This window comes from Labrys sp. WJW (genome assembly GCF_001676615.1).
Lineage (GTDB): Bacteria > Pseudomonadota > Alphaproteobacteria > Rhizobiales > Labraceae > Labrys > Labrys sedimenti.
On the sequence record NZ_LYXZ01000041.1, the window covers coordinates 53,401 to 70,206 of the forward strand.

Below are 16,806 nucleotides of genomic sequence, written 5' to 3' on the forward strand. Positions count from 1 at the left end.
CCATGATTGTTTTTCCGACTGGCAGCCTTACTTGTTCAGCATCGGCAGGTTCATGCCCTGCTGCTTGGCCCAGTCGATGGCGATGTCGTAGCCGGCATCCGCATGGCGCATCACGCCGGTGCCGGGATCGTTGACCAGCACGCGGGCGAGGCGCCGGTCGGCGTCCTCGGTGCCATCGCAGACGATGACCATGCCCGAATGCTGCGAATAGCCCATGCCGACACCGCCGCCGTGATGCAGCGACACCCAGGTCGCACCCGAGGCGCAGTTGAGCAGGGCGTTGAGCAGTGGCCAGTCGGACACGGCGTCCGAGCCGTCACGCATGGATTCCGTCTCGCGGTTGGGCGAGGCGACCGAGCCACTATCGAGATGGTCGCGGCCGATGACGACCGGCGCGGAGAGCTCGCCATTGCGCACCATCTCGTTGAAGGCAAGGCCGAGGCGGTGGCGCTGCCCGAGGCCGACCCAGCAGATGCGCGCGGGCAGGCCCTGGAAGGCGATGCGCTCGGCAGCCATGTCGAGCCAGTTGTGCAGGTGCTTGTCGTCCGGGATCAGTTCCTTGACCTTGGCGTCGGTCTTGGCGATGTCGGCCGGGTCGCCGGACAGCGCGGCCCAGCGGAACGGACCGATGCCGCGACAGAACAGCGGACGGATATAGGCCGGCACGAAGCCCGGGAAATCGAAGGCGTTGTCGACGCCGACTTCCTTGGCCATCTGGCGGATATTGTTGCCGTAGTCGAAGGTGGGCACGCCCATCTTCTGGAAGTCGAGCATGGCGCGCACATGCACGGCCATCGACTTCTTGGCTTCCTCGACGACGCGGGCCGGCTCGGTGCGGGCACGCTCCTTGTACTCCTCCCAGGTCCAGCCGATCGGCAGATAGCCGTTCAGCGGATCATGGGCGGAGGTCTGGTCGGTGACCATGTCGGGGCGGACGCCGCGACGCACCAGTTCGGGCAGGATCTCGGCGGCATTGCCAAGCAAAGCGATCGAAACGGCTTCCTTGCGGTCGCAATGCTGCTTGATCAGCTCAAGCGCGTGATCAAGATCGCGGGCCTGCTTGTCGACATAACGGGTGCGCAGGCGGAAATCGATGCTCTGCTGCTGGCATTCGATGTTCAGCGACACCGCACCGGCCAGGGTCGCGGCCAGCGGCTGCGCGCCGCCCATGCCGCCGAGACCGGCAGTGAGCACCCAGCGGCCGGCGAGGTCGCCGCCATAATGCTGGCGCCCGGCTTCGACGAAGGTCTCATAGGTGCCCTGCACGATGCCCTGGGAGCCGATATAGATCCAGGAGCCGGCCGTCATCTGGCCGTACATCATCAGGCCTTCGGCATCGAGCTGGTTGAACTTCTCCCAGGTCGCCCAATGCGGCACCAGGTTGGAATTGGCGATCAGGACGCGCGGCGCGTCGGCATGGGTCTTGAACACGCCGACCGGCTTGCCGGACTGCACCAGCAGCGTCTCGTCATTGTTGAGGTTCTTCAACTCGCGCACGATGGTGTCGAAGCACTCCCAGTCGCGGGCGGCGCGGCCGATACCGCCATAGACCACCAATTCCTTGGGGTTCTCGGCCACGTCGGGATCGAGATTGTTCATGAGCATGCGCAGCGGCGCTTCGGTCAACCAGCTCTTGGCATTGAGCTGAGTGCCACGCGGGGCGCGGATCTCGACATCGCGGAAACGGGCATTGCTGAGCATGTACATGACCTCTTGTTGCTTGTATATACAAGTTAGCAGCAAATCGGCTCCGCTGTCAAGGACCGCCGAGCCCTTCGGAACATTTAACCCACGCGGTTGGAATGTCGCCTGTGCTCGATGCGATAGCGCCCGCCCGGCAGCAGCAGGCGCACCGCGGTGACGACATGCTGCACGGCCTCCTCGTCGTCACCGGCCTCCGGAGCCGGCGCCCCCACCCATCCGGTCGCGAAGGTGCGGCGCCGGATCAGCAGGCAGGGATCGGCCCGCGAGATCGCCAGCAGCTTGCACTCCCAGGCCTGCGGCAGCACCGCCTCGATGCGATGCTCCGCCTCGCTCCACGGCACCACCGCGCTGAGCACCTCATTGGGCGTCACCTTGGAGAAATCATGATCGAGATAGCCCGGCGCCACCGCGGGATTGACGAAACGATCTTCGAGCTGGATCGGCACATCATTGTCGCAATGCACGATAATTGAATGAAAAACCGGGCTTCCGATCGGCAATTCGAGCAAATCGGCGATATCCGGCGTCGCCTTCAGCGTGTCGAGCAGCAGGACCTGCGCACTGTAGTCATGGCCGCGCGCGCGGATTTCCTCGGCGATATTGGTGACGGCGAACACATCCGAATGACTGTTGCCGCCCGCCACGAAGGAGCCCCTGCCCTGCATGCGCACCAGCACGCCCTCGAGGCTGAGCTCGCGCAACGCCCTGTTCACCGTCATGCGGCTGACCCCGAGCTGCTCGACCAATTCGCTTTCGGAAGGGATGCGATGATCCGGCGGCCACTCGCCACTGCGCACCCGCGCGAGGATGTGCTGCTTTACCTCGGCATAGAGCGGCGTGGCTGATATGGCGGGCTCCGGCTTCCGGTCCGGCGACATGCTCATGACGACGTCATTCCTCAAAAAATCGACTCACCGCTTCACACGGCCCTTGTCACGATCGCAAAAATATGTATAAAACTTATACATACAAGTTGCGAACTCGTCGGTACACAAACATGCCCGATTTCCGCCCACAACTCCAGAGCCACCACAGCCTTTACGCCAGCCAGGCCCTGCTGCCCGAGGGCTGGGCCCGGAATGTGCGCATCGAGATCGATGGTTCAGGCCGGATCAGCGCCGTGACCCCCGATGCCACGGCCGATGGCGCCGAGGTCGCCGCCGGCCCTGTGCTGCCCGCCATGCCCAATTTGCATTCCCACGCCTTCCAGCGCGCCATGTCCGGCCTTGCCGAGGTATCCGGCTCGGGCAACGACAGCTTCTGGACCTGGCGCGAGGAAATGTATCGCACCGTCGGCCAGATCACCCCCGAGGACGCCGAGGCGATTGCCACCCGGCTCTATGTCGACCTGCTCAAGGCCGGCTTCGGCTCGATCGCCGAATTCCACTATCTGCATCATGACAAGAGCGGCGCCCTCTTCGCCGATCGCGCCGAGATGTCCAAGCGCATCCTGGCCGCGGCCAGGACCAGCGGCATCGGCATGACGCTGCTGCCCGTCTTCTACGCCCATGCCAATTTCGGCGGTGTCGCCCCGCATGAGGGCCAGCGCCGCTTCATCCACGATGTCGATGGCTTCGAGCGCCTGATGGCCGAACTCGCCCCGGCCTGCGCTGGCCAGGGCGCCACGCTCGGCTATGCCTTCCACTCGCTGCGGGCGGCGACGCCCGACGAAATGAACACGCTGATGGCGAGCCTGCCCAAGGTGATGTCAAAGCCCGGGCCACTGCACATCCACATCGCCGAGCAGCAGAAAGAAGTCGACGACAGCCTGGCCTGGAGCGGCAAACGCCCGATGCAGTGGCTGTTCGACCACATGCCGGTGGACGAGCGCTGGTGCCTGATCCACGCCACCCATGCCGATCCGTCCGAGCTTCAGCGCATGGCGGCGAGCGGCGCCATCGCGGGCCTGTGCCCCGCGACCGAGGCCAATCTCGGCGACGGCATCTTCGACGCGGTCGCCTATCGCGCCCAGAACGGGCGTTTCGGCATCGGTACCGACAGCCACGTCTCCCCCAGCGTGGTCGACGAGCTGCGCACACTCGAATATTCACAGCGCCTGCGCGACGAAAAGCGCAACCGGCTCGCCAATGGCCCGCACCGTTCGGTCGGACGCGATATTTACGACGCGGCCCTCGCCGGCGGCGCCCAGGCCCTCGGCCAGCCCATCGGCGCCATCGCCCCCGGCAAGCTCGCCAGCCTGGTCGTCCTCGACGGTGACGACGCTTTCATGGACAGCGCTAGGGATAACGCTATTGTCGATCGCTGGCTGTTCGCGCTTGGCGACCGTACGGTGCGTGACGTCATGGTTGAGGGGCAGTGGCGTATCCGCGACGGGCGTCACGACCAGGACGACATCATCAATGCGGCCTTCAAGACCGCGATCAGAAACCTGGCCCGTCATTGAGGCGGGCAGGTTGCTGTTAACATAGGGGAATTGATGATGAAGAAGACCCTCATTTCCACCGCCATCCTGGCGCTGGCGACGCTGATGAGCGTTCCGGCCGTCCAGGCCAAGGAGTGGAAGACCGTTACCATCGGCCTGGAGGGCGCCTATGAGCCCTGGAACCTGACCAAGCCCGACGGCACCATGGACGGCTTCGAGATCGACCTCGCCAAGGATATCTGCGGACGCATCAAGGTCGAGTGCAAGTTCATCGCCCAGGACTGGGACGGCATGATCCCGAGCCTCAATGCCGGTAAATTCGACGTGATCATGGACGGCATGTCGATCACCGAGGAGCGCAAGAAGCAGATCGACTTCTCGCGTCCCTATGCCGGCGAACGTGCCGGTTTCGCCACGCTGAAATCCAACGATCTCGCCAAGCTCGCCGGCACCGGCACCATCGTGACGCTGACGGGCGATGCCGCACACGACAAGCCGACGGTCGACACCCTGCGCGATGCCGTGAAGGGCAAGACCATCGGCGTGCAGGTTGCCACCAACTATGCCGAATGGCTGGCCAAGAACTTCAAGGACGTGGCCACCATCACCGAATACAAGACGGTGGGTGAGGCGGATCTCGACCTCTCCGCCGGCCGTGTCGACGCCACCGTCGGCGACGTCACCTTCTATTACTCGGTGCTGTCGCGCCCCGATCACTCGGAAATGATGCTGGCCGGCCCTGAAATCACCGGCGCGGTGTGGAGCGAAGGCATCGGCCCGGCCTTCCGGAAATCCGATCCGGAGCTGCGCGACATGTTCGACAAGGCGATCGGCGAAGCCCTTGCCGACGGCACGATCAAGAAGCTCAGCATGAAATGGTTCAAGACGGACATGTCGCCTCAGACCAAGTCCTGAGTCAGGCAAATCCGAAAGCGCTGACCACGCTGGCATCCGGGCGGGGACCACGGTCCGCCCGGATCGCGCCTCAAGCAAGCGGCACAAGACCGATCGAGGCGTTGCAAGGGCGATCCAGAATGAAGCCGGACCGGAAGACCGGGCGGCCAAAACCCAAAGGGGAACCGACGATGAAGAAGTACCTGATCTCCTCGGCGCTGCTGGCGCTGGCCGCCCTGACGGCCATGCCGGCTGGGGCCAAGGAGTGGAAGACGGTCACGATCGCACTGGAAGGCGCCTACGAACCCTGGAACCTGACCAAGCCCGATGGCAGCATGGACGGTTTCGAGATCGACCTCGCCAAGGATCTGTGCGGTCGCATGAAGATCGAGTGCAAATTCATCGCCCAGGACTGGGACGGCATGATTGCCGGCCTGAACGGCGGCAAGTTCGACATGATCATGGACGCGATGTCGATCACCGACGACCGCAAGAAGCAGGTCGCCTTCTCGCAGCCCTATGCCCAGACCCCCGCGGGCTTCGCCGGCCTGAAGACCGGCGATCTCGCCAAGATGGACGGCACCGGCACCACGGTGACGCTGACGGGCGAGGCCGGCCATGACAAGAGCACGGTGGAGAAGATGCGTGAAGCCCTGAAGGGCAAGACCATCGGCATCCAGACCGCCACCGTCTACACCAAATTCGTCGAAGAGAACTTCAAGGACATCGCTACCATCACCGAGTACAAGACCTCGGGCGAGCGCGACCTCGACATTACGGGCGGGCGCATCGATGTCGGCTTCGACGACGACACCTATTTCACCTCCGCCTTCGCCAAGTCGGGCAATGAGCAGATGACCCTCGTCGGCGCTCAGATTGCCGGCCCGATCTGGGGCGAGGGCATCGGCCCGGCCTTCCGCCAGTCGGACAACGATCTGCGCGAGATGTGGGACAAGGCGATCGGCAGCGCCATCGCCGACGGCACCGTCAAGAAGCTCAGCCTGAAATGGTTCAAGCTGGACGTGACCCCCGTCAAGGGCTCGTAAGTCTTCGGCTTCAGTCCGCGGGCCGGCCAGGTCCGGCCGCGGGCTGAAGGGACGACACTGCCCGCCCGGCCGATGCCACCGCAGCGGCCGCGACGAGCCGCCATCGCCTATGTCTCACTGGCCTGCCCCGAGAGGAGAGCCGCATTGTGGACGTAATCACCAGCCTATCCGACAAGATCTCCTATCTGGTTGCCACGCTCGGTTTCGGCGAGACCGGCTGGGGGCTCTATCTCCTCGGCGGCGCGGGAATGACGCTGGCCGTCACCGTCGCGGCGATGCTGATCGGCGCCATCGTCGGCGCCCTGGTCGCCTGGGCCAAGATTGCCGGCAACGTGCCCGCCACTTTGGTCGGCAATCTCTACACCGTCGTGCTGCGTGGAGCCCCGGAACTGTTGATCATCTACATGGTTTATTTCGGCCGCGTGGTCGATGTGATCGGCAATTCGCTGGGTGCGCTCGGCATCGGCAACAGCACCACGATCAACAGCTTCCTCGCCGGCGCGCTCGGCGTCGGCCTGATCTCCGCCGCCTACCAGGCCGAGGTCTTCCGCGGCGCCTTCACCGCCATCGCCAAGGGCGAGATCGAGGCGGGCCGCGCCATCGGCATGCCGCGCTTCATGCGCTTTCGCCGCATCATCGCGCCGCAGATCATGCGCTTTGCCATCCCCGGCCTCGGCAACGTCTTCCAGCTCAGCGTGAAGGACTCCGCCCTGATCTCGGTCACCGGCCTGGTCGAGATCATGAACGCCGCCAACAAGGCGAACGGATCGACACGCCAGCCCTTCCTGTTCTTTACCGTCGCGGCCTGCCTCTATCTCATCCTGACGACCTTCTCGACCCAGATCTTCAGTGCCGGTGAGCGGCGGGTAGCCAAGAGCTTCCGCCGCCCGGTGGGATCGTAGGTGCCGCCATGAGTCTCGATTTCGCCCTCGAAGCCCTGAACAAGATCCTCGCCGTCCTGCCGACGACGTTGATGCTCTTCATCTTCTCCGTCCTGCTCGGCCTCGTCTTTGCCCTGATCGTGCTGTGGATGCGTATGAGCAGCAACGGGCTGCTGTCCGGTATCGCCAAGGCCTATATCTTCATCTTTCGCGGCACGCCGCTACTGATCCAGATCTTCCTGATCTTCTACGGCCTGGCCCAGTTCCAGTTCATGAAGGAATCCTGGTTCTGGCTGGTGCTGAAGAACCGCATCGCCTCGGCGGTGTTCGTGATGGCGCTCTGCACCGCCGCCTACCAGGCGGAAATCCTGCGCGGCGGCCTGCTGGCCGTCTCGACCAAGGAGATCGAGGCGGCGCGTGCCATCGGCATGTCCGGCTTCAAGCTACTCTACCGCATCATCGCGCCGATCGCCCTGCGTCAGGCCCTGCCGGCCTATTCGACCGAGGTGATCCTCACCTTGAAATCGACCTCGCTGGCCGGACTGATCGGTGTGGTCGAGATGACCGGCATCGCCCAGAAGATCGGCCGCCAGGCCCTGCTCGACGTGCCGGTCCTGGCGCTGGCGGGCGTTGTCTACATCGCCCTGAGCTATGTCATCATCTTCCTGCTCGGTCGCGCCGAGCGTGTCCTCTCCCCCCATCTGCGCTTCATGCCGCCGAGCGCGCAGACCCCGCGCACCATCGTCGGCTGAAAGGAAACGCCATGGCCGCTTCCAGCGAAATCGCTCTCAGCGTCAAGAACATCCGCAAGAGCTTCGGCGATCATGAAGTGCTCAAGGGCATTTCACTCGATGCCCACCAGGGCGACGTGATTTCCATCCTCGGCGCTTCGGGCTCGGGCAAGAGCACCTTCCTGCGCTGCATCAACCTGCTCGAAACGCCCGATGACGGCGAGATCGTCGTCGCCGGCGAGAAGGTCGAGATGCGCCGCGGCAAGAAAGGCCACCTCGAGCCGACCAATGGCAAACAGGTGGACCGCATCCGCTCCGAACTCGGCATGGTGTTCCAGAGTTTCAATCTGTGGTCGCACATGACCGTGCTGCAGAACCTGATCGAAGGGCCGGTGCACGTGTTGGGTCGCCCCAAGGCCGAGTGCATCGCCGAGGCCGAGGCCCTGCTGGAGCGGGTCGGCCTCGCCGAGCGCCGCAACTACTATCCCTCGCACATGTCGGGCGGCCAGCAGCAGCGCGCCGCCATCGCCCGGGCGCTGGCGATGAAGCCGAAGGTGATGCTGTTCGACGAGCCGACTTCGGCGCTCGACCCGGAGCTGGTCGGCGAGGTCCTGCGCGTGATGCGCGGCCTCGCCGAGGAAGGCCGTACCATGCTGGTGGTCACCCACGAGATGGGGTTCGCCCGCAACGTCTCCAACCGCGTGATGTTCCTGCACAAGGGCGAGGTGGAGGCGGACGGTTCGCCCGACGAACTGTTCAAGGAAACGAAGTCCGAACGCTTCAAGCAGTTCATCTCCAGCCAGCATCATTGACGATCTGGCGCGACGGCAGGTGGGTTGCGGCGCCCCTCACCCTTACCCTCTCCCCGTAAGAACGGGGCGAGGGGGCGCAAGCGTTGAATTCGATCCTTGCATCGCTCATCTCGCCCTACGGTCGGGCGAGACAAGACCTTTTGGGAAAAAGAGCGCGGCATCGAAGTCCCCTCGCCCCGTTCTTACGGGGAGAGGGTAAAGGTGAGGGGCTGTGCAACCTCGGCCTCAATTTCTCTATCCCGATACTCCTCCTCGTCCTGGTTTCCCCATGCCCATCACCCTTGACCGCCCCCTCACCTGGCAAGAGATCGCCGCCATCGCAGAAGGAGCGGAACTCGCCCTTTCCGAGGCCGCCTGGCAGCGCCTCTCCTATGCCCGGGCCATCGTCGATGCCATCGTCGAGCGCGGCATTCTCGCCTATGGTGTGAACACTGGCGTCGGCGGCCTCGCCAATGTCATCGTCGACCGGCCCCAGCAGCAGCACTTGTCGCGCAACATCGTGATGAGCCATGCCGTCGGCGTCGGTGCCCCTCTCGGCAAGACCGAGACGCGGGCGATCATGGCCGCGGCCATCAACAATTACGCCCATGGCCGTTCCGGAGTCAGGCCCGAGGTCGTCGAGCAGATGCTGGCCCTGCTGGCGCATGACTGCATTCCCGAGGTGCCCTCGCTCGGCTCGGTCGGCTATCTCAGCCACATGGCCCATATCGCCCTGGTCTTGATCGGCGAGGGCCACGCCGTGCTCGACGGGCAGAGACTGACGGGCAGTGAGACGCTGGCCCGCATCGGGCGCACGCCATTGGTGCTTGAGGCCAAGGAGGGCCTGAGCCTGGTCAACGGTTCGCCCTGCGTCACCGGCCTCGCCGCGCTCGCCCTGGCTCGCAGCGAAAAGCTGGCCGGCTGGGCCGACGTCACAGCCGCCATGAGCTTCGAGAACCTGCGCAGCCAGCCTCGGGCCTTCGACGAGGCCTCGCTCGCCTTGCGCATTTCCGTAGGGATGCAGACAACCGGACGCCACCTGCGCGCCTTGCTCGAGGGCAGCGCCATTCTGGCCGCCGCAGCTGGACGCCAGACCCAGGACCCACTCAGCCTGCGGGCCGTGCCGCATGTGCATGGCGCGGTGCGCGATGCGCTTGCCGAGATCGGCGCCACCGTCGACCGGGAACTTGCCTCCGTCACCGACAATCCGGCCGTGCTCGGCACGCCCGAGGCGCCCGAGGTTTATTCGGAGGCGCATGCCGTGGCGCCCGGAATCGCACTCGCCATGGACACGCTCGCCATTGCGGTGGCCGAGCTGGCGGCGATGGCGGAGCGGCGCATAGACCGCCTCGTCAATCCGCATGTCAGCAACCTGCCGGCCTTCCTCGCCGTGGGAAGCGGGGTCTCCTCAGGCTTCATGATCGCCCAATATACAGCAGCCTCGCTGGTGGCGCTCAACCGGCGCCTCGCCAGCCCGGCGAGCCTCGACGGCGGCATCACCTCGGGCCTGCAGGAGGATCATCTCAGCCACGCTACACCGGCCGCCCTCAAGGCGCTGCAGATCCTCGACAATGCCGAGCATATCCTGGCGATCGAACTCCTGGCCGATGCCCAGGCCTATGACCTGCAGGCAGAAGACCTCGCCAAGGCACCGGGCACGGATGCCTTCTATCGCGACGTGCGCACGGCCCTGCCTCCCTATCGCGACGACCGCCCCTTGGCGGGCGATATCGCCGTCGCGCGCGGGATCATCCGCCGGGCAGACGCCACCGCGGCCTGAGGCGGCTCAGGTTCTTTACCCTCCCCTCGATGGGGAGGGTAAAGGAACCCCGCGTCCACCAAGCCAGCTCCCACAAGCTCAAGCCGCCCGCTTCACCAGCTCGGCCACCATGGCGGCCGTCCAGGTGAACTGGCCGCCGCCGAGGCCCTCGCCGGAGATCGGGTCGTAATATTCGGCAAAGCCACTTTCCTCGATCAGGGCCAGGCTGCCGGCCTCGACCTTGGCCGCGGCGTCGGCGAGATTGCAGCGCCGCAGCCCGTCGGCGATCAGCATGTTGACGATGATCCAGGCCGGCCCGCGCCAATAGCGCTTGGATTCGAAGCGCCGGTCCGCCGGATCGTGGCTGGCGACGCCGAAACGGGTGCGCTTGCGCCAAGCCTCGATGCGGGCTGCGATGCTCCGTTGTCGCGCTCCGTCACCCAGCCCCGCGAAGACGGGCAGCAGCCCGCCGATCGAGGGGCTGTCGATCAACTGGTTGGAGACGCGGTCGAGGCAGAGATACTGGCCGAAAGCGTCGCTCCAGAGCGTCTCGAAGGCCGCTCTGGCCTTGGCGACCCGCTCGCGGGCCCGTGCGGCGATCTCGGGCTCACCCAGCGTCTGCGCAAGGTCGGCGAGATCGCTGTCCGAGCGGATCAGGATGGCGTTGAAGCCGGGATCGACCACCTTGAAGGGCGAGGCGTCGTGCAGCCTGGCATTGTCCCAACCGAGGCCGCGGAAACGCTGCAGCAGCCAGAGGAAGCGGTCATAGTCGGCCTTGTGCGGGCGCTGGGCGGAATCGACATGCCTGGTATCGCGCCGTTCATAGGGCTCGACCCCGTCGGTCGGCACGCGCATCATCGCCTCGTCCCAGTCGATCGAATTGTCGCGGCCGGACTCCCAGGGATGGATGATGGCGACGAGGCCGGTATCCTTGGGGTCACGGCAGGCATAGAACCAGCGATGCCAGGCATCTGCCTTGGCCAGCAGGGCCTGCGCCTTGCGGCGGGCAAGCGCGCGGTCTCCGGCCTCGTCATGCAGGCGCTTCATCACATAAGCCAGCACCGGCGGCTGGGTGATGCCGGAGGTCGGCACCGGGCGGCCGGTGCGCCAGACGCCGGGGCCGGGAAAATAGCCGTCGTCGTCGACGTGAAAGACGATGTGCGGCACCATGCCATCCGGCCATTGATGGTCGAGCAGGGTCTCGACCTCCTGCCAGGCCCTGTTCTCGTCGAGATGGCGCAACCCCAGTGCCGTCAGGCAGGAATCCCAGTTCCACTGGAAGGGATAGAGCCCCTTGGTAGGGATGGTGTAGGCGCCGCGATCATTCTCGCGCAGCACGGCAGCCGCCCGCTTGAACGCGGCGGCACGGTCAAGTCGGCTCATGAAAGGCTCCTTGCGCGTGATCGTTCAGTCGATAGGAGCCGGGCCATGGCTGGCCCGAAGCTCGAGCTTTGGCTCCAGCAGCAACGAGCGGATGCCGGCCTCGCCCCGTTCCACCCGCTCGACCACCATTTCACCGGCAATACGCCCGCTCTCCCGGATGTGCTGGTCGAAGGTGGTCAATGGCGGATCGGCGAAAGCTGCCATTGGTACATTGTCGAAACCGATGACGGAAACATCCGCCGGCACGCGCAAGCCCAGCCCCCGACAGGCCTCGAGCACGGCGAATGCGAGTGGATCGGTCAATGCCACGATCGCCGTCGGCCGGGGCACGAAAGACAGCAGGATGCGAGCAGCAGCCTGGAGGGAGGCTGGGTCATTGGGCGCCACCCTGGCGACGTGGTCCGGCCGCAACGGCAGGCCGAGCTCCTTTAAGGCCCGCTCCAGGCCGCGGCTGCGGAAATGGGCAAAGGTATAGGCGACGTCGGGCATGACCAGGGCGAAGCGCCGGTGGCCGAGGCGGGCCAGCAGGCGCGCCAGGCCGTCCAGCGCCTTCTCGCCATCGGTGTCGAGCCAGGAATAGGGGCCGGGAGCATCGATCAGCCGGCCATGGGCAACGAAGGGAATGCGCCGCGCTATCAGGACGCGGGCCCGGGCATCGTCGACGGTGAGGCGATTGATGACGATGCCGTCGGCCTGCGAGCCGTCCACCATGTTGCGCAGGACCTGCAGCTCGTCGCGGCTTTGGGAACTGGCGGCCAGGAAGAGATCGCGTCCCAATTCGGCAAGGCTGTCGGCAAGGCCGAGCAGGAACTCGCCGACAAAGGCGTCCGTGACCTGGCCCGCCGGCTGCGGCAGCATCATGCCGATGGCGTTGGAACGCCCCGAGACCAGCATGCGTCCGGCGCGGCTGGCGACATAGCCATGCTCCCGGGCCGCCTGGACCACCCGCTCCCGCGTCTTCTGGGAAACGTCGGAATAGCCGCCGAGCGCACGCGAGACCGTCGGCACCGACAGGCCGAGCACCCTGGCGAGTTCCTTGAGCCCGATCGCCCGCGACGTTTCACTCACCGCTTTTTCTCTTCAAAAACGTTTTGAATAAATCCAAAACGTTTTGGTCAATGTCAAGCGCTGTCATGCCGGGATATCGGCCCCGCTGCCACAGGCCGCCCTCCAGCGTCGTCCCGCCTCAGCGAGCATTCGCATCGGGGTCGGGGGCACGGGCGGCGGTGATCGCCCGCTCCGGTAACCCAGGTCACGGTAACCCAGGTCACGGTAACCCAGGTCACGGTAACCCAGGTCACGGTAACCCAGGTCACGGTAACCCAGGTCACTTGGGCCGGCCCTCAGCCGATGCTATGCATGAAGGACTTTAAGAAGGCGATGGTGGCATCCCATGGGCATCGCAAACGAACACCGGCCGGCCTCACGGGCACATATTGCGGGGCCTGTCGGCATCGGAGGCTGGCTCATCCTGCCCCTGCTCGATATCCTCATCAATCCGTTCTATTCGGCCTATGAGATCTATTCCACACTGACCGATTGGAACCTGCTCGGCCCCTTCGTCGGCGGCGCGGAGGATGGCCGCCTCGAAGCAGCGCGGCTGCCGCTTCTCGCCTACGCCTTCACATCGGTCGTCAGGGGCGCGCTCGCCGCTTATTGCCTTTATCTGATGCTGAAACGCTCGCCCCAGACACCGAGATGGATGATCATCTATTATGCGGTGGAACTCGTGCTCGGCTTCCTGGATTTCTTTCTCTATCGGACGGTGGAGAACATGCTGCAGCAGGCAAATCCACAGGACTATTGGGTCCTGCCCTTCATCGCCGCCATCTGCCTGATCTGGATCGCTTATTTCCGGCGCTCCCGGCGAGTGGCGAATACGTTCCGGTCGCCGGAGGAGGCCGCCATGCAGCTCGGCGAGATATTCTCGTGAGGTGGGAACGATTGCCCCTGCCGGGTGCGTTTTCTCCGAGAGCAATTGCCGGCACGGACCGCCGGCCCGAGGAGAGACGATGACCATGACCATGACGCACCGATCGTTCTGGCCTGGCCTGCTGGCTGCATGGTTGCTGTTGGGCGCGCCAGCCCTGGCCCAGACTGCCGCGCCGGGTACCGAGCAGGGCTGTCGCGACCTGCTGGCCGCCTTCTCCAAGGCTCACTCCCTCAGCCTCACGGCCGAGAAGGTCGGAGCCAAAGGAGCGAAGGGCTGCCTCTTCGGCAATCTGCGTTCGGAGGCCAAGCCGACATCGTTCACCATCGATACGGTCGATGTCGATACGATCGAGCCCGATCCTGCAGACAGCGGCAAGCTGCCGCTGACTCTTCGCCTGACGGCTGCAGGAATGCGTCTCTCCGGCAGTTCGGGCGATGCCGCCCAGGACTACATGCTGCAGCTCTCGCGCGACCCGCTCGCCTTCTCCATCGACTATGAGCTGGACACGACGAGCAAGACGCTGAAGCTCACCGCGTTCACCTTCAACACGCGGCATGGGGCACTCAGCGCCTCCGCCGAAATCGCCCGTTTCGACCCCACGGCGTCTGAGGGGCAATCGAAGACGATCGTCACACGGACGGCCCTGAAATCCCTCGAATTCAGCCTGCAGGACGAGGAAGGCGAGATCCAGCGCCTGCTTCTCCTGCCCGTCGGCTACACCTTGCTTCGCGGCTCGGCCGACCCTGCAGCCCGCCTGAAGCAGATCAAGGACCAGGCCGCGGCCTGGCTGCGCATCACCCTGAGCCTCACCAACATGCCCCCGGCGCAGGTCGAGGACACCATCGCCGCGCTGACGGATTTTCCCAAGGCGACCAAGCCCTTCTATCTGTCGGTCAAGCTACCCCAGCCGGTGGGGGTCGACGACGTCTTCCGCATCATGATCGGCGGCGCCACGCCCGGCGAGCTGTTCCCCGACGGATGGATCAACCTCACTTACGGGAAATAGGGAACGGTTCTGCTCGCCGAACTCTTTCCTCACGCCACCGGGAAGGGTTCGTCCTCCAGGAAGCGCTTCAGGACGTTCCAGGTGATCCTGGAGACGTTGTTGTCGTAGTTGTTGTGGCTAAGCGAGCCGCACCAAGCGATCGAGGAGGTCGCGAACAGTGCACCGCCCGACGGCGTCTCGCCGAAGGCAAGATCGGCATGCACGCGCGGATTGGTGTCGCCGCCGATATTGGGCGGCACCACGCCGAACTCCTCGTTGACCAGGAGCATCATCGGCGAATGGTCGACCGAAGAAGCCAGGCGCAGCATGTTGGGCGGCGATCCCAGATCCGTGGCCAGGCAATCGAGCTCGATGCCGGCCGCACCGCCGCCGATCAGGCCGAAATCGCCGATGATCTCGTCGGGAACGCCTTCGAAGATGAAGGCAGCACGGGGATTGTCGGCGTCGGGCGCGCGGCGATACGGGCTGGAGACGTCGAAGCCCTGAGCGATGAAGCCGACGCCGCAGATCACATTGGGCGCCCGGCCGATGCGTCGCCACAGCCCGCCATATTCGCCGTTGAAGGACTGGTAATATTCGCCCGGCTCGGCGATCCAGGTGCGGATGCCGTCCTCGGCCCGGCGCAGCTCGATCACGCCCGGCAGGGTCTGGTGATAGGCGATGCGCCAATACCAGCCATTGCCGCCCATATACATCAGCCGGCCGCCGCGATCGATCCAGGCCTTCATCGCATCCCACATTCGGGTGGAATGATATTCGGGGTGGGTGCCGGTGATGACCACCTGGTAGTCCCGCAGCAGCTCGTAGCCGTCCTCGTGCAGGTCCTCGTCGGTGATGACGTCGTAGTCGACGCCACGGAAATCGAGCCAGTCATAGAGATGGGTATCGGCATTGTACTGGTAGAGGGCCGAACCGTGCCCGCCGAGCCAGGAATGGTAGCGCGGCGAGAAATTGAGCACGGGCCTGAGGCGGCTGGAATAATGCACACCCGAACCGTCGGCATGGCAGTCATAGAGCGAGCCGCCAAGTTCGGGATGCTCGTAGAGATAGACGTCGGAATGGCCGAAGGTGAGGAGGCGGTTCATGGCGAGCTCGGCGCCGCGCGCGGTGATGTGCTCGCCATGATTGGCATAGGCCATGTAGGAGGCCGTCGGGGCCAGCATGGCGAGTTTTGGGCGTGAGCCCTTAGGGCGGCGCCGCGGCGGACGCACGAAGAAGGCGATGTAGTTTTCGCGCGTCACCGTCTCGTCGCTGTCGCCGCAGGTGACATGCAGCGCATAGGGGCCGCTCTTCAGGCCATCGGGAATGACGAGGCTGACGGAGGTCTCCCAGCCCGCATCGTAGAGATCGTCGTGATGGAAGTGGATGGCGCCGTAATGCTCCGGCTTGCGATTGAAGTCATGTTCCTCGCCGGTCCAGTTCCAGCCCTTCATGCCGCGGGTCGGCAGATGGACAAGCTCGCCGTGATGAAGCGACGGGCCGATGTCGACGGCCTGGGTCGAGCCGATCTCCTGCGAAAAATCCCACTGCGCGATGATCTTGGCCTTCAGGGCTACCGGCTGAGGCGACAGCAGCAGTGCCTGATGTTGCTCAGGGGCATGGAAACCGGCCAATAGGATGGGTCCGTCGATCTTGCCGTCGAAATGCTCGGCCACCGTGCCGTCGGCCAGGCGGCAGCCCGCCAGCATGAAGGGGGTCTCGACTGAAGGCAGCGACACCGCCAGGCTGGTTTCCTCGAAGCCCGCATCGAAGACATGGGCATAGGGTTTCACAGGCCGTTGGGAGAGCATGACACGGCCGCTAGCGGGATCGATGGCCACGGCGATCGCATACCATTGGCGCACCAGCATGCCGTCATGCAGCGCGACTTCGGCCATGCGTCCCGGCCCATCGCCGACAGCCACGGCCAGGCGCCCCCCTTCCAGCATCCGGATGCGGAAGCCGCGCTCGCTGACCGGGTCCCATTGCGCGGCGATGGTCTGCGGCCCGCGCGACGGCAGGGTCGGCCACAGCATGGCGAAGAAGGTGAAGGGCTCGGCGCCAAGCGCAGGCACGCTATCAGCCTGCATGTAGGAGCCCGCGTCGATGCGCTGGGGACGGCCGGGGTGACGTCCGTCTATATCGGTCGGCACATGGGGGAATTTCAGGCCCGGTCCCTCGGGATTGCAGTCGCCATGCCGCACGCGCACCAGCCGGGCGTCGAAGCCATCCCCTTCCTCGAGCGAGATCTTGAAGGCGATGGTCTCGCCGGGGGCAACCGAATAGCGGTCGGGATAGCCGGTGATTTTCAGCATG

14 protein-coding genes are annotated in these 16,806 nt (G+C 64.9%); 9 read left to right on the top strand and 5 right to left on the bottom strand.

Annotated elements, in window-relative coordinates; genetic code table 11:
- Positions 1–27 precede the first annotated feature (27 nt).
- The gene (gene hutU / locus BA190_RS24665) at positions 28–1,701 is read right to left on the bottom strand and encodes a urocanate hydratase (protein WP_068294078.1); all 1,674 of its coding nucleotides are present in this window, start codon (positions 1,699–1,701) and stop codon (positions 28–30) included.
- A gap of 83 nt (positions 1,702–1,784) precedes the next feature.
- Positions 1,785–2,588, bottom strand: a complete 804-nt coding sequence (gene hutC / locus BA190_RS24670) for a histidine utilization repressor (protein ID WP_068293892.1) — start codon at positions 2,586–2,588, stop codon at positions 1,785–1,787.
- A 113-nt stretch (positions 2,589–2,701) separates the two neighbouring features.
- Here hutC and BA190_RS24675 point away from each other — a divergent pair, with 113 nt between their 5' ends.
- From BA190_RS24675 to hutH, 7 genes are all read left to right on the top strand, one after another.
- Positions 2,702–4,108: a formimidoylglutamate deiminase gene (locus tag BA190_RS24675; RefSeq protein WP_068293897.1), complete on the top strand. Its 1,407-nt coding sequence runs from the start codon at positions 2,702–2,704 to the stop codon at positions 4,106–4,108.
- A 36-nt stretch (positions 4,109–4,144) separates the two neighbouring features.
- On the top strand, positions 4,145–5,002 hold the full coding sequence (locus tag BA190_RS24680) for a transporter substrate-binding domain-containing protein (RefSeq protein ID WP_202908520.1): 858 nt from the start codon (positions 4,145–4,147) through the stop codon (positions 5,000–5,002).
- 170 nt (positions 5,003–5,172) lie between these two features.
- Positions 5,173–6,027: a transporter substrate-binding domain-containing protein gene (locus BA190_RS24685; RefSeq protein ID WP_068293903.1), complete on the top strand. Its 855-nt coding sequence runs from the start codon at positions 5,173–5,175 to the stop codon at positions 6,025–6,027.
- 146 nt (positions 6,028–6,173) lie between these two features.
- Positions 6,174–6,929 (top strand): ABC transporter permease, encoded by a 756-nt coding sequence (locus BA190_RS24690; RefSeq protein WP_371260385.1) that lies wholly within the window; start codon positions 6,174–6,176, stop codon positions 6,927–6,929.
- Between the two features lie 8 nt (positions 6,930–6,937).
- Positions 6,938–7,660: an ABC transporter permease gene (locus BA190_RS24695; RefSeq protein ID WP_068293906.1), complete on the top strand. Its 723-nt coding sequence runs from the start codon at positions 6,938–6,940 to the stop codon at positions 7,658–7,660.
- An 11-nt stretch (positions 7,661–7,671) separates the two neighbouring features.
- Positions 7,672–8,451, top strand: coding sequence for an ABC transporter ATP-binding protein (locus BA190_RS24700; RefSeq protein ID WP_068293909.1), 780 nt, complete (start codon positions 7,672–7,674; stop codon positions 8,449–8,451).
- A 268-nt stretch (positions 8,452–8,719) separates the two neighbouring features.
- Positions 8,720–10,210: a histidine ammonia-lyase gene (gene hutH, locus BA190_RS24705; RefSeq protein WP_068293912.1), complete on the top strand. Its 1,491-nt coding sequence runs from the start codon at positions 8,720–8,722 to the stop codon at positions 10,208–10,210.
- Between the two features lie 78 nt (positions 10,211–10,288).
- On the opposite strand, the gene BA190_RS24710 is transcribed toward hutH, so the two are convergent.
- A complete protein-coding gene (locus tag BA190_RS24710; protein ID WP_068293915.1) occupies positions 10,289–11,572 on the bottom strand; it encodes an amylo-alpha-1,6-glucosidase in 1,284 nt (427 codons plus the stop codon).
- 24 nt (positions 11,573–11,596) lie between these two features.
- Entirely contained in the window at positions 11,597–12,640 is a 1,044-nt protein-coding gene (locus BA190_RS24715; protein WP_068293921.1) for a LacI family DNA-binding transcriptional regulator, read from the bottom strand.
- 325 nt (positions 12,641–12,965) lie between these two features.
- On the opposite strand from BA190_RS24715, the gene BA190_RS24720 reads away from it, so the two are divergent.
- Both BA190_RS24720 and BA190_RS24725 read left to right on the top strand, forming a co-directional pair.
- On the top strand, positions 12,966–13,505 hold the full coding sequence (locus BA190_RS24720; RefSeq protein WP_068293922.1) for a DUF2569 family protein: 540 nt from the start codon (positions 12,966–12,968) through the stop codon (positions 13,503–13,505).
- Positions 13,506–13,584: 79 nt separating this feature from the next.
- On the top strand, positions 13,585–14,511 hold the full coding sequence (locus tag BA190_RS24725) for a hypothetical protein (RefSeq protein ID WP_068293925.1): 927 nt from the start codon (positions 13,585–13,587) through the stop codon (positions 14,509–14,511).
- Between the two features lie 29 nt (positions 14,512–14,540).
- Here the strand turns inward: BA190_RS24725 and BA190_RS24730 are convergent, their stop codons facing one another.
- Positions 14,541–16,805: a N,N-dimethylformamidase beta subunit family domain-containing protein gene (locus tag BA190_RS24730; RefSeq protein ID WP_068293927.1), complete on the bottom strand. Its 2,265-nt coding sequence runs from the start codon at positions 16,803–16,805 to the stop codon at positions 14,541–14,543.
- Between the last annotated feature and the right edge of the window lies 1 nt (position 16,806).